The following is a 13,285-nucleotide window of genomic DNA, read 5'->3' as shown; positions in this document are numbered from 1 at the left end:
GGGGGCAATGATGCGTCGTTTTCTGAGTCTGTTTCTGGGCCTGATGCTGGTGGCACCCGCCGCCATGGCAGACCGGCTGATCATCCGCGCCGGCCAGATGGTTGATGTGGAAAAGGGCCGTGTCCTGAAGGACCAGATGATCGTAGTGGACGGCGACCGCATCGTATCCGTTGGTGACTGGAAGGACCCGGCCGAGCGTTCGAATGTGCTCGACTGGTCCAGCCGCACGGTCGTCCCCGGCCTCATGGACATGCACACGCATATCGCCGATGGCGGCCAGTCGAACAATCCGCTCGCCCCGCTTGAAATATCGGCCGCCGAAGCGGTCCTCATGGGTGTGAAGAATGCACGCGAAACGCTGATGGCGGGCTTCACCACCGTGCGCGACGTGGGCACATGGCGGGCTTTCAACGATGTGGCGCTCCGCGACGCCATCGACCGCGGCGACATCGTCGGCCCGCGCATGGCGGTCGTTGGCGCCTATGTCACCGTGCCCGGCGGATCGGGCGCAATCACCGATCAGGCGCTGGATGTGGGTGTGCCCGCCGACATGAAATTCGGTGAAGTGAAGAATGCCGATGAAGTGCGGCTGAAGGTGCGCTCGCTGATCCAGCGCGGCGCCACCTTCATCAAGACATTGGCAACGGGTGCAGTACTCACGAACGGCACAGCCGTCGGTGCTGTCGAGCTTTCCGAAGAAGAGTTGCGCGCCGCTGTGAACGAAGCCGCGCACTATGACGTTTATGTCACGGCGCATGCGCACGGGGCCGAGGGCATCAAGAATGCGGTCCGCGCCGGTGTACGCTCCATCGAACATGGTTCGCTCATCGACGACGAAGCCATCGCCATGATGGCGAAGCGCGGCACCTGGCTGGTGGCTGACATCTATAACGGCGACTATATCGCCACGGTCGGCCGTGAAGAGGGCTGGCCGGAAGAACAGCTCCGCAAGAATGACGAAACGACCGATGCCCAGCGCGAAGGGTTCCGCAAGGCCGTGAAGGCCGGCGTGAAAATCGCTTATGGCACCGATAGCGGCGTCTATCCGCATGGGCTGAACGGCCGCCAAATGGCCTATATGGTCAAATATGGCATGACCCCGATGCAGGCCATCCGCTCGGCCACCCTGTCCGCGGCCGAGCTTCTCGGCTGGGAAAAAGAGGTGGGCTCCATCGCCCCCGGCAAATATGCCGATCTGGTCGCCGTGGAAGGCGATCTGATGAGCGACGTGTCGAAAGTGGAGCATGTGGCCGCCGTGATGAAGGGTGGCGTGATCTACAAGGACGAAGGCGCCCGTTAGAATTTCTTGCTAGCCTTCAAGGGGCACCCGTCAGAAAGTGGCGGGCGGCCCGGGGAAGCGGGCCGGATGACTGAGGGTGAAGACGCCATGAGTTTGCTGCCGGCGCGCAAGAAATATTACTGGGTCTGGTTCCTGTGGCTTGCCGCCTTCTATTCCACCTGGGCCTGGCTCAACTTCGGGCTCGGCGGCTGGGCGGATGCGGTGGCGCACTGGCCGATTGCCGCCGCAATGGCGATGGGGAGCTATGTGGCCGGCTCGACGCCCATGGGAGGCGGTACCGTCGGCTTCCCCGTCCTTGTCCTTTTCTTTGAAATGCCAGCGACCCTCGGCCGCGATTTCAGCTTCGCCGTCCAGTCCATCGGCATGACAAGTGCGACGATCTTCATCCTTGCCCGCCGCCAGCCGCTGGCCTGGAGCCTTCTCAAGGGCGCTATGGTCGGCAGCCTGATGGGCACGCCCTTCGGCATCTTCTTTGTCGCCCCCTTCATCCCGGAGCTCTGGATCAAGGTGATTTTCGCCGTCGTCTGGGCAAGCTTCGGTATCCTGCATTTCTACCGGATCAACGAGATCGCCGGCCACAGCGGCATGACCGAATTTGACGAGCGCTGGGATTTCCGTCTCGGGGTCAAGCTCGGGCTCGGCGCCGGCGCCACCGTCGCCGCCGTCACCGGCGTCGGGATCGACATGGTGGTCTATGCGGCCCTTGTGCTCCTGACCCGTGCCGACCTGAAGATCGCGATCCCGACATCTGTCGTCATCATGGCCTTCACATCCGTTCTTGGCGTGGCCGTCAAGGCCGTCGGGCCCGGCATGCAGCCCGGCGTTTATGAAAACTGGCTGGCTGCCGCCCCCGTCGTCGCGCTCGGCGCGCCGCTTGGCGTGTTTGTGGTGGAGCTTATCGGCCGCAAGCCGACGCTCCTGTTTGTTGCCGTCCTCTGTGTCGGGCAGTTCGTCTGGACCTGCGTGGCCGAACGTGCCGCCCTCGGTGTGGGCGGTATCGCACTCGCCCTTGCCGGCGTCGTCGCCTTCCTATGGGGCTTCGAAAAGCTCAGGGCATGGGGCGCCGTGCTTGTGGGCGAACGCGAGGAGGCGGCCACCACCAAGACAGCCGCGCCCGAAAAGCTCGCGGCTGAAAAAGCCTAGGGCGTCACCGCCGTGTGCAGGTGACGGCGGAACTTGACCTCGCCGCGGTCCGGCCCGTCCAGTTCCTGCGCGTAGCGGTGCCCGGCATAAACGGCATGGGCAATCAGCCCCGGTGCTTCGGCGTCGCCGATCACCTTGACGGATGCAATGCCCGCCTCCGCCCAATCGGCCGCGCGTGCCTTAAGATCGAGATAAAGCCCATCGTTCGGCAGGCGCATGGTCACGGGGATGATGATGTCGCCCGAGACAACTTCCTCTGTACCCGACCAGCTATGCTCGAACGCGGCCTTGGTGCCGTCCCATCCGGTCAGCGACAGCGAGGGCAGCATCTTCACGCCAACCTTGTGAAGCCGCTTCATGATGTGCCGGTAATCAAGCGTATTCGAGGACCAGCTGGCAATCGTGTCATCGCTTGTCACCAGCGTGACACTGCAGCCAGCCTTCGCCGCCACCTCGGCCATCACGCTTGCCATATAGAAATAATCGTCATCATAGATGACCACATGGCCTTTAAGGGCGGCACCGTCCATGATGTCGTCGGGCGTCAGCACATTCGGAATGCCCTCCGTGATGATCGGCCCATGCGCGGAGCGACCGAAGGCATCGGCGCGCCAGCGGCTGCCGGTTGCCACCACCACATGGGAAGCGCCGAATTCGAGGATATCCTCGGCCTCAAGCGGCGATTCGCGGTAAACGGAAACATTCGTCAGCTTGTCGATCTGGCCGACGCGCCAGTCACGCACCCGGCCCCATTCGGCAAGGCCGGGGAGCTTGGCCTCACGATCAACGCGCCCGCCAAGCACGCGGGTGGCTTCAGCGAGATGCACCTCATAGCCGCGCGCGCCGAGCGCCCGGGTGGCTTCAAGCCCGGCCGGTCCCGCGCCCACCACAAGAATGCGGGCGTCGCTTTCGGCCTTGCGGATTCGGTCCGGGTGCCAGCCCTTGCGCCACTCTTCCCCCATCGACGGGTTTTGGGTGCAGCGGATCGGCGTGATCGTCATGTCGCCCGAGACGCAGATATTGCAGCCGATGCATTCACGGATGTCCTCCACCCGGCCGTCCTCGATCTTTTTCGGCAGGAAGGGGTCGGCAATCGAGGGCCGCGCTGCGCCGATCATATCGATCACGCCGCGTTTGATCTGCGAAACCATCGTATCGGGCGAGGTGAAGCGGCCAACGCCCACCACCGGCTTGGTGGTCAGGCTCTTCACCCAGTTGATGAAAGGCTCCTGTGCGCCTTCGGGGGCGAAGCGCGACGGGATCGAATCATTATACCAGGCAGCGAGGTTGACATCCCAGAGGTCCGGAATCTCGGCAACCATGGCCACCACATCCTTCGCTTCCTCGACCGTGATGCCGCCCGCACCGATCAGCTCGTCGACTGCAAAGCGAAGCGCCACACCGCAGGTGTCACCCACCGCTTCCTTCGTGTCGATGAGCACTTCCCGTAAGAGCCGGGCGCGGTTCTCGAGGCTGCCGCCATATTCATCCGTGCGGTGGTTGCGGCGCTTCTGCAGGAAATGCATGGCAAGCGACAGGTCGTGCGCGGCATACACATAAATGATATCGAAACCCGCCTTCTTGCCCCGAATGGCAGCGTCCTTGTGCCAGCGGCGATAATTGCGGATATCTTCCATGTCCATCCCGCGCGCCTGCGCGGGGTAGCCATATTTGGAAGGCTGGTGCGACGGCGCGATCAGCACTTCGCGGCTATAAAGGTTCGATGCCGTCGGACCATTGTGCGTCAGTTCCACCGCTGCGAGGCCGCCGTGGGCATGCACCTTGTCGCACATCAGTTTGAGCGCCGGGATATCATGATCGTCCCAGAGCCGCGCTTCCACATAGGGGCTGACGTCACCCGACGGGTGGATTTCGCATTCTTCCGTTGAAACCACGGCCCAGCCGCCTTCGGCCTTCACCTCGCGCATGGCGGCGTGGCTTTCCGGCATCGCGTGGCCCATGCCATTGCAGTGCGGTACCTGGAAGAAACGGTTCTTTGCCGTCACCGGGCCGATTTTCACGGGTTCGAACAGGATATCGTAACGGGGGTCGCGCATGGACATGGGGCCTTCTTTTCGTGCGGGTCGCGCACGGGAGGCCGTTTCAGTTGCCAGCCCCCCGCCGCGCAATCATCTTGGGCACCTAGGTATCGCAAAACGGAGGGTCGGTCGATGAAGACTTTGGCAGGTGCGCTTGGCGTACTCCTGATGGCTGGAACAGCGCTTGCGGCAGAACCACGTGCGCGTGACATTGGCATCCCCTTCAGCGGCACACCAGGCCCGTGGAACGCAATCACCGATGTGAAAGGCGTCACAGTCGGCGAAGTAACGCTGGTCGAGGGCGAAGGCGTGCGCACGGGCGTCACCGCCATCCTGCCACGCGGGACGGAAACGCAGGACAAGCCGGTCTTCGGCGCCGTCTTCTCGCAGAATGGCAACGGGGAACTGACCGGCAGCCACTGGATCGCTGAATCAGGCTTTGTGGAAGGCCCGATTTTCCTGACCAACACCCATTCCGTGGGCGTGGTGCGCGATGCCGCCATCGAATGGCGCGTGAAAGCAGGTGGTGCCGATGCCTCGGGCTATTGGTGGTCGCTGCCTATCGTTGCCGAAACATGGGACGGGCACCTCAATGATATCAACGGCTTCCATGTGAAGCCGAAACATGTTTTCGAGGCGATCGAGAAAGCGAAATCCGGCCCGGTAGCCGAGGGCGCCACGGGCGGCGGCACCGGCATGATCTGCCATGAATTCAAATGCGGCACCGGCACGGCCTCGCGCCTCATCAAATCGGACGGCACGACTTATATGGTCGGGGTATTGGTACAGGCAAACTACGGCATCCGCGATACGCTGACTGTGGCCGGTGTGCCCGTGGGGCGGCATCTGAGGGACGATATGGTCTATCAGGCACCGACCGGGCCGAACGCCGATACGGGATCGATCATCATTCTGGTGGCGACCGACGCCCCCTTGCTGCCGCATCAATTGTCACGCCTAGCGCGGCGGGCGACAATGGGGCTGGCGCGGGTGGGTTCCTACGCCGGGAACGGATCGGGGGATATCTTCCTCGCCTTCTCGACCGCGAACGATGCGGCCTCGCAGGCGGGCAAGCCTGCGACTGTCAGTATGCTCGCCAACGAAGAGATGGACCCGCTGTTCCTCGGCACGGTGGAGGCGACCGAAGAAGCCATCGTCAATGCGCTCGTCGCGGGCCGCGACATGACCGGCACCCATGGCCGGTACGTCAAGGGCATCCCGCAGGATGCCCTTGTTGAACTTCTCAAGAAATACGGCCGTTACAAGAAGCCGGAGTGAAGCCTCAATGCCGGATCGGGCCTTCACCCACGTGATGTTCTTCCAGATGCACGATCTCGTTCACCTCCTCGGGTGAAAGCGGCTGGATCTTGATATTGGTGAGCCCGTAGAAGATGGCCATCAAGGGGTTCAGGATATTGAGGAAGGCGTAAGGCGCGTAAGCGAAGGTCGGCACGCCGAGCGTTGCCGCCATGAAGGCACCGCAGGTGTTCCACGGGATGAGCGCCGAGGTCATGGTGCCTGCGTCTTCCAGTGTCCGCGAAAGGTTCTGCGGGGCAAGGCCGCGACGAGCAAACTCCATGCGGTACATGCGGCCCGGCAGCACGATGGCGATATACTGGTCCGCCGCGATCACATTCATGCCGATTGAGGTAAACACCGTCGTCACGATCAGGGAACCAGTGCCGCGCACGCCCTTGAGGAGTATTTCAACGATCCTGGGCAGGAGGCCCGTCTGTTCCATCGACGCGCCGAAGGTCATGGCAGTCATGATCAGCCAGATGGTGTTGAGCATGCTGGACATGCCGCCGCGCGACAGGAGGCTGTCAAGCGCTTCATCGCCCGTTGACGCCGAGAAACCGTTGGCAAGCGCCATCCAGGTTGCCTTGGCGGAAGCCGCAAAGGCCGACATGGTGCCGTCGGGGTCGCCGAACTGCGAGACCACACCGGGCTGGTAGATGATGGCAACCGTGCAGCCGGCAAGCGCGCCGATCACGATGGTCGGGAAAGCCGGGAACTTGCGGAAGGCGAGGAACAGAAGGATCACGAGCGGCAGGAAGGTCGGCCAGCCGAGATTATATTCGGTGGAAAGAATCCCGCGGATCGCATCGATCGTATCGGTAGAAGCTGCCGTATGGCTCGTCGAGAAACCGATGATGGTGAAGAGGATGAGCGCGATGATCACCGAGGGCACTGTCGTCCACAGCATATGGCGGATATGGGTGAAAAGGTCGGTGCCGACCATCGCAGGCGCGAGGTTGGTGGTATCCGAAAGGGGTGAAAGCTTGTCCCCGAAATAGGCACCGGAGATAACGGCACCCGCGGTGACTTCGAGCGAGAGGCCCATCACTTGCGCAATACCGATGAGCGCAAGGCCAATGGTGCCGGCGGTCGTCCAGCTGGAGCCGATCGTTACCGAAACCATTGCGCAGATGATAAGCGAGGCCGGATAGAACCAATCCGCATCAAGGATGCCAAGGCCATGGTAAATGAGCGCAGGCGCCGTGCCCGCCAGCATCCAGGCGCCGATCAGCGACCCGATGGCCAGAAGGATGAGGCAGGCACCGAGGGCGAGCGAGATGCCGTCCACGATCACCTTTTCCATCTGCGGCCAGGTCATCCCCCGGCGACCACCGATGATGAAGGCCACACCAGAGGCGAGGAGCAGCGATATCTGGTTCGGCCCGCCCGAGGACCCATCGCCGAAAAGGGCCACCGACCCGGCAAGAAGCGCCATCAGAAAGAGAAGCGGCAGTATCGCCAGCCCGAGTGGAATAGGTGAATCGGTTCCGGCCGGCTGCGCCTTGCCCTCGTTACTGTTGGTCATGTTTTCTCCCAAGATCCCCGGACTGCCGCTTCTTTCGGCCGCAGTCTCACTTCTTCATAAAACGGTTATACCAGCCGAGCGTCTGCTGCAAGCGATGGACCAGATAACTCGGTACCGTGATGCCGTGATTCTGGCCCGGATAGATCACAAGGCGCGTCTCGATATCAAGCGACCGGAGCGCCTGATACATCTGCTCGGCCCCGAGGCACGGCACATTGTAGTCAATCTCCGCGCACTGAAAGAGCGTCGGCGTCTTGATCCTGTCCGCATGCAGGAACGGGTAGCCGGTGCGCATATAGGCTTCGAGGTTGGTCCAGGGCGTGCCGAGTTCGAGCTCGTAAAGCGCGGTATATTGGTCGTGGCCATAGTTGGCGAGCGGGTTCGAAGCCCCCGCCCCCGATACCGCCGCCTTGAAGCGGGTGTCGGATGCGATCAGATAATTGGTGAGGATGGACCCGTAGCTCCAGCCGCCCACGCCGATCCGGTCGGGGTCGGCAACGCCCATCTCGACCGCCTTGTCGATCCCGGCGAGCACGTCCTTCACGTCCACGTTGCCCCAGTCGGCATAGATGGCCTTGGCGAAATCGAAGCCCCGGCCCGAAGAGCCACGCGGGTTAACGGCCAGCACGGCATAGCCGTTTGCGGCATAGACCTGCCAGTCCCAGTTAAACTCGTGGGAAAACTGGTAAACCGGCCCGCCATGCACCCGCACGATGGTCGGATAGCGCTTGCCGGGCTCGTAACCCGCCGGCTTCGTGAGCATCGCGTGGATTTCAACGCCGTCCGACATCAGCTTGATGTCTTCGGCTGCACGCAGCTCCACGCCTTTCAGGAATTCATTGTGGCGGCTGATCGGCCGCAGCTTCTTTTCGACTGCCGAAATCGCATTCGGCGACGTGTCGGTGCTGTCCAGAATGACCGTGCGGCCCGCCGCCATGTCGAAATCATAGGCGAAGCGCTGACCGGAGGTCAGATACGTCACCTTGTCGGACGCAAGGTCGATCCGCGCGAGCCACATGGCTTCCGGTTGCTCGACAAGGGCCATGATCGATTTGCCGTCATCCGAGAAGCGCGGCTTGTAAACAAAATGGTCACGCGGGGCGGGATAGCTTTCCTCGCCCGTCACCACATCGGCCACCACCATGTCCCACGGCTTGTAATAGATCCATTTATCCTCGCCCGAGCGCAGCCAGACGAGCTTTCGGGAATCAGGCGACCACATGGGACGGCTTTCCCAGTAAGGGTCGACATCGGTGCCCGAGAACTGCGAGATCTGACGCGGCTTTGCCCCCGCCTCGGGCGCGATCACATAGATATCGTAATTGAGCGTTCGGTCCGCCGTTTTGGCGTCTTCCGTTTTGGCGACATAGGCGATCTGCTTGCCGTCCGGCGACCACGAAGGCAGCCAGGCGTCGTTTTCACCGTCAGTGAGCTGCGTCACGGTGCCGTCCGCCAGTGAAACAGTGTAAAGATGCTGGCGCTGGTCGGTCAGATAGCCGCGATAGTCTTCCTTGAACTGGAAACGGTGGATTTCGATGGGCTTTACTGGCTTGTCGCGGCCGCGGCTGTCCTTCTCGGGCGCCGGGGCTTCACCCTCGGAGACGAAAACCAGCCGGTCGCTCGTCGGCGCCCAGCCGAAATCGCTGATCCCGGCCGACAGGCTGGTCACCTGCCGGGGCGCGGCCCCGCCGGCGGCCGGCATCAGCCAGACCTGCGCGGTTTCATCCTCGCCGCGATCCGAAAGGAAGGCGATCCAGCGGCCATCGGGCGACCAGGCGGGCGACCATTCACTGGCAAAGGGGGTGTCGGTCAGCTGTGTCCTTGCCCCGCCCTTGTAGGGAGCGACATAAAGGTCGCTGACCGTGGCATCGGCGTCGGCATTCCGCGTTTCGACCGAATAAACAACCGAGAAACCATCGGGCGACAGGCTCGGGGAAGACAGGTCTTCAAGGTTATAAAGGTCGCCAATCTCGAACGGCCTTTTCCCATCCGCCAGCACCGGCGCAATGCCCAGTGCCACCAGCGCCAGCGCGCCGCCGATCCCCCGCAAACCCATCGTATCCCCCCTTGAAAACGTCCTACATCTTGGCTTCGTATGCCGCCCGCGCCGCTTCCAGATAGTCAAGCGTGGCGCGGAATTCCTCTTCCGTGTTGAAATCGGCCTTGCGGGCGGTTGCTGCTTCGATCACCCGGTCCATCCAGCGTTTCAGGTATGCCGCATCCGCGTTGGCCTCGGGTGCGGGCACGTCCTGTACTTCCACCCACACCGGGTTGGTGGTGGCGTAAGGATAGATGTCCTGAACGATGGAATCGGCGTCCCCCACAGCGCGCAGGAGAAGCCAGCCGGAGCCCGGCAAGTCGATCTCACCGAGGAAATGCCCGGCGCGGCCTCCATCCGAAAGCTGCAGTGTCTGGATAACCTCACCGTTGAACACAAGCTCGGCGCGGTTCACCGCCACGGGCGAGCGCAGCGCCAGTTCAACCTCGACCTTGCCAGGTGCAGCCACCTTGAGCGTGTCGCCGGGGCGCACGTCGCCGGCGCGCAGGCCCACAAGCGGCCCGTTCGTGACAAAGCCGTGCCCGGCCTTCAGGGCCGCCTTCAGCGTTTCAGGCTCGGTATTTTCTGCGCGCAGGAACACACGGTTGAGGCCAACGGGCCCGCGCAGCGACGCATAGTTCGTCATCGCATCGGTGCCGGCACCTGCCGCGACCTTGTAGCCAAGGTTCAGGAACTTGTACCAGACCTCGGCTGTCGCCAGATGATCCGAGAAACCGACAACTTCGAGATAGTCGGCCCGGCCTTGCGCCACATCCGCCGGCAGCATGTGCGACAGCGCGGCGGGCGCCTCGGGATCGGGCATCCAGTCAAACGGATGCACATAACCGACAAGGGCGTTCTGCGCGTGCGCCAGATCGGCAATCGTGCCGCCATGCGGATAGGGCGAGGCCATGGCCGTATGGCGGTAGCTCGCGAAATCGGGCAGCAGCAGATGGTCATCAAGGTGCAACAGGCCCTGATGGCCCCAGAAGCTGGTGTGATATTCCTGCCCCCAGTAAACGGTCACGCCGTTCACGCGGTCGGCACCTGTGTGGAAATCTTCCACGTTCGGGATGCGCTGTTCCTTGTTCACGACGAGATTATAGATGACGTCCAGATCCTCGGCCTTCGCTTCCGCCGCCATCGTCTCGACCGTCTGCTTGTACGCACCGCCATAATTCATATGAACATGCAGATCGGCCGACACATGGGTACCGAAGGTGGAGGGCAGGCCGTTTGCCACGAGTGTGAGGCGTGCTTCCGCCGGCTTCTCGCCAACCTCGACCGTGGCGTCGGCGGGTGTGCGGGCAAAGCCATGCTGGGCATGAACCGTGACAGCACCTTCGGGCACCATCAGGCGGCACACACCGGGGCAGTGGAAATAGCGGGTTTCCTGGCTTTGCTTCGCCGCGACGAAGGCATCATCGGCATGCATGCGGGCGTCGACCGGGCCATAATAGCGCCCGTCCGCCCCCATCACGCTGACCCGCGCCGGCAAGGGCTGGCCTGCTTCATCGGCCAGATGCACGGCAAGCGGCCGCATCGTCATGCGCGGCACCCGGCTTGTCGCCGTGATCTGCCGCATCGCGCCGCCAACCATGTCAAGAACCCAAAGCGTCAGGCCGCCTGTCTCGTTGCTGATGAAGGCGACCTGCTTGCCATCCGGCGACCAGCGCGCATTCTTGCGGTCGAAATCCCCGAAGGTGAGCGGCATGGGCGACTGGCCCTGGCGGTTGGTCAGCCACAGCTGATGCCACTGGCGGCCTTCATAGCTTGCATAAAGCACCCGCTTGCCATCGGGTGAAATCTCGGGCCGCGCCGCCCATGTCGTTTCTTCCGAGACAACTTTGCGAACGTCCGCCGGATCACGGGAAGACACCGACCAGACATCCCCGCTGCCCCACGCAATCTCGCGGTTGGTGACGAAAAGCAGCCGCTCGCCGTCCGGCGACCAGCTCGGGTTGATGGCATGGTCCTCCACCGCATAATAATAGCGGTCGATGGCGCTCTGGCGCGGCAGCACCGCACTGCGCACGCCCGTGAGGCCGTTTTCATCGACATTCGCGACAAACAGGTTGAACTGGCCGGTGCCACGGGTCGACACAAAAGCGAGGCGGCGACCATCCGGGCTCACGCGCGGCTCCAGATAGGTGTCCCGTCCGTCGGAAAGCCGGGCTTCAAGCCCCTGTTCCATATCCAGCCGCATCAGCTGCAGGCTGTCCTCGCTGTGCCGCACGAAATAAACGTAGCGTCCATCGGGCGACACATCGGGCTGGTAATCATAGCCCGGCCCGTGCGTCAGTTCGACCGCCTCGTCGCTATCCAGCTCCTGCCGCCAAAGCGAACCACCCATCGAATAGACGAGCGCCTTGCCATCCGGTGTGAAAGCGACAGACGACGGCCCGGCCGTCAGCTGCGGCAGATACATTTCCCGCCAATAATAGCTGTGGGGCAGGGTGAGGCTCTTGAGGACCGGCTGGCGCTTGGCGCCGTCCTGCGCAACCGTTGCCGGGGCCATCATCATGAGCCCTGCGCCGATCATCAGGATTTTTTGAAACCGTTTTGTCCTCATTGTCATCCGGGCCTCCCTGCCCACACTGGCGTGCGATCAATTCCTCTCGGCCAGAACCTCCGCGAGGCTTGCCTCGATGATGGTCATGGCCTCGTCCACATCCGCCTTTGAAATCATCAGGGGCGGAATGAAGCGGACGGTGCTGATCCCGCACGATAGAAGCAACAGGCCGTTATGGAAAGCCCGTGTCAGGAGGGCATCGCAAAGTTTTGTCGCGGGTTTTTTGCTGACCCTGTCTTCCACCAGTTCCATGCCGATCATCAGGCCCGGCCCGCGCACATCGCCGATCACGTCAAAGCGGGTAGCGAGATCCTTCAGGCGCTCGGTGAAATAGGCACCAACGCTTGCCGCATTCGCTGCATATTCGGCCTCCACAAGCTCAAGCGTGGCAAGGGCCGCCGCACAGCAAACCGGGTTGCCGCCATAGGTGTTGCCGTGCGCGCCACGAGCCCATTTTTCCATGATCGGCTTCTTCGCAACCACCATGCCGATCGGCATGCCGGAGCCAAGCCCCTTGGCGAGCGTCATGATATCGGGCTTCACGCCGGTATGTTCGGCCGCGAACATCTTGCCCGTGCGACCAACGCCCGACTGGACCTCGTCGAAAATCAGGAAGATGCCGTGCTTGTCACAAAGCGCGCGCAGGCCTTCAAGGAAGCCCTTGGGCGGGGTGATATAGCCGCCTTCACCCTGCACGGGCTCGATCAGGATGGCGGCCACCTCATTCGCCGGCACGTTGGAGGCGAAAAGGATGTTTTCGATATAATTCAGCACCGCCTGGCCCTGGTCGTCACCGGCAAAAAGCGGGCGGTACGGATTCGGGTAGGGCACGTGGGTTACGCCCGGCATGGTCGGGAAGAAGCCCTTCTGCTGGGTATATTTGGACGCCGTGCAGGACAGGCTGCCCATGGTGCGGCCATGGAAAGCGCCAAGGAAAGCGAGCACGCGCGGACGGCCCGAAACGTAACGGGCAAGCTTCAAAGCCCCTTCCACCGCTTCAGTGCCTGACTGGCACATGAAGGAAAGGACGGGCTCGCCCATCGGGGCCAGCCGGTTCATCGTCTCGCCAAGGCGTACCTGATAGTCGTGCCAATAGTCCGACGAGATATGCAGGAATTTCTCCGACGCCTCGCGGATCGCGCCGATCACCTTGGGGTGCGCGTGACCGGTGGAGCAAACGGCGATCCCCGACATGAAATCGAGGAAACGGTTGCCGTCCACATCCCAGACTTCGGCGCCCTTGCCGTGGCTCATCACGAAAGGATAGTCGCGCGGATAGGAAGGCGAAATCACCGCCTTGTCGCGGGCAAGCATTTCCTGCGCCTTGGGGCCGGGAAGGGCGGTCTTGATATGAGGATTCTTCATGATC

The 13,285-nt window shown here is 62.5% G+C and carries 8 protein-coding genes; 3 read left to right on the top strand and 5 right to left on the bottom strand.

What is annotated here, in order from left to right:
- Nucleotides 1-7 precede the first annotated feature (7 nt).
- Both OU694_RS11330 and OU694_RS11325 read left to right on the top strand, forming a co-directional pair.
- Entirely contained in the window at nucleotides 8-1,300 is a 1,293-nt protein-coding gene (locus tag OU694_RS11330; protein WP_308911120.1) for a Xaa-Pro dipeptidase, read from the top strand.
- A gap of 66 nt (nucleotides 1,301-1,366) precedes the next feature.
- Nucleotides 1,367-2,443 (top strand): sulfite exporter TauE/SafE family protein, encoded by a 1,077-nt coding sequence (locus tag OU694_RS11325; protein WP_308911119.1) that lies wholly within the window; start codon nucleotides 1,367-1,369, stop codon nucleotides 2,441-2,443.
- Here OU694_RS11325 and OU694_RS11320 read toward each other — a convergent pair.
- On the bottom strand, nucleotides 2,440-4,500 hold the full coding sequence (locus tag OU694_RS11320; RefSeq protein ID WP_308911118.1) for an oxidoreductase: 2,061 nt from the start codon (nucleotides 4,498-4,500) through the stop codon (nucleotides 2,440-2,442). The genes OU694_RS11325 and OU694_RS11320 overlap by 4 nt on opposite strands.
- 114 nt (nucleotides 4,501-4,614) lie before the next feature.
- Here OU694_RS11320 and OU694_RS11315 point away from each other — a divergent pair, with 114 nt between their 5' ends.
- Nucleotides 4,615-5,760, top strand: coding sequence for a DmpA family aminopeptidase (locus tag OU694_RS11315; protein ID WP_308911117.1), 1,146 nt, complete (start codon nucleotides 4,615-4,617; stop codon nucleotides 5,758-5,760).
- 4 nt (nucleotides 5,761-5,764) lie between these two features.
- Here OU694_RS11315 and nhaC read toward each other — a convergent pair whose 3' ends face one another.
- From nhaC to OU694_RS11295, 4 genes are read right to left on the bottom strand one after another with little or no spacing between them, the layout of a single operon-like run.
- On the bottom strand, nucleotides 5,765-7,306 hold the full coding sequence (gene nhaC, locus OU694_RS11310; RefSeq protein ID WP_308911116.1) for a Na+/H+ antiporter NhaC: 1,542 nt from the start codon (nucleotides 7,304-7,306) through the stop codon (nucleotides 5,765-5,767).
- A 46-nt stretch (nucleotides 7,307-7,352) separates the two neighbouring features.
- Nucleotides 7,353-9,362 (bottom strand): S9 family peptidase, encoded by a 2,010-nt coding sequence (locus OU694_RS11305; protein WP_308911115.1) that lies wholly within the window; start codon nucleotides 9,360-9,362, stop codon nucleotides 7,353-7,355.
- A 22-nt stretch (nucleotides 9,363-9,384) separates the two neighbouring features.
- Nucleotides 9,385-11,922, bottom strand: a complete 2,538-nt coding sequence (locus tag OU694_RS11300; protein WP_308911114.1) for a CehA/McbA family metallohydrolase — start codon at nucleotides 11,920-11,922, stop codon at nucleotides 9,385-9,387.
- A gap of 30 nt (nucleotides 11,923-11,952) precedes the next feature.
- Nucleotides 11,953-13,281 (bottom strand): acetyl ornithine aminotransferase family protein, encoded by a 1,329-nt coding sequence (locus OU694_RS11295; protein ID WP_308911113.1) that lies wholly within the window; start codon nucleotides 13,279-13,281, stop codon nucleotides 11,953-11,955.
- Nucleotides 13,282-13,285 lie beyond the last annotated feature (4 nt).

This window comes from Pseudokordiimonas caeni, assembly GCF_026719705.1.
Lineage (GTDB): Bacteria > Pseudomonadota > Alphaproteobacteria > Sphingomonadales > Kordiimonadaceae > Gimibacter > Gimibacter caeni.
The sequence above is the reverse complement of the archived record's forward strand: the minus strand, read 5'-3'. Positions and strand labels throughout refer to the sequence as shown.

Excerpts from the sequence above, each read along its gene's own strand:
- OU694_RS11300 (WP_308911114.1), bottom strand. The coding sequence starts at position 11,922 with ATGACAATGAGGACAAAACGGTTTCAAAAAATCCTGATGATCGGCGCA.
- nhaC (WP_308911116.1), bottom strand. The coding sequence starts at position 7,306 with ATGACCAACAGTAACGAGGGCAAGGCGCAGCCGGCCGGAACCGATTCA.
- OU694_RS11330 (WP_308911120.1), top strand. The coding sequence starts at position 8 with ATGATGCGTCGTTTTCTGAGTCTGTTTCTGGGCCTGATGCTGGTGGCA.
- OU694_RS11295 (WP_308911113.1), bottom strand. The coding sequence starts at position 13,281 with ATGAAGAATCCTCATATCAAGACCGCCCTTCCCGGCCCCAAGGCGCAG.
- OU694_RS11305 (WP_308911115.1), bottom strand. The coding sequence starts at position 9,362 with ATGGGTTTGCGGGGGATCGGCGGCGCGCTGGCGCTGGTGGCACTGGGC.
- OU694_RS11320 (WP_308911118.1), bottom strand. The coding sequence starts at position 4,500 with ATGCGCGACCCCCGTTACGATATCCTGTTCGAACCCGTGAAAATCGGC.
- OU694_RS11315 (WP_308911117.1), top strand. The coding sequence starts at position 4,615 with ATGAAGACTTTGGCAGGTGCGCTTGGCGTACTCCTGATGGCTGGAACA.
- OU694_RS11325 (WP_308911119.1), top strand. The coding sequence starts at position 1,367 with ATGACTGAGGGTGAAGACGCCATGAGTTTGCTGCCGGCGCGCAAGAAA.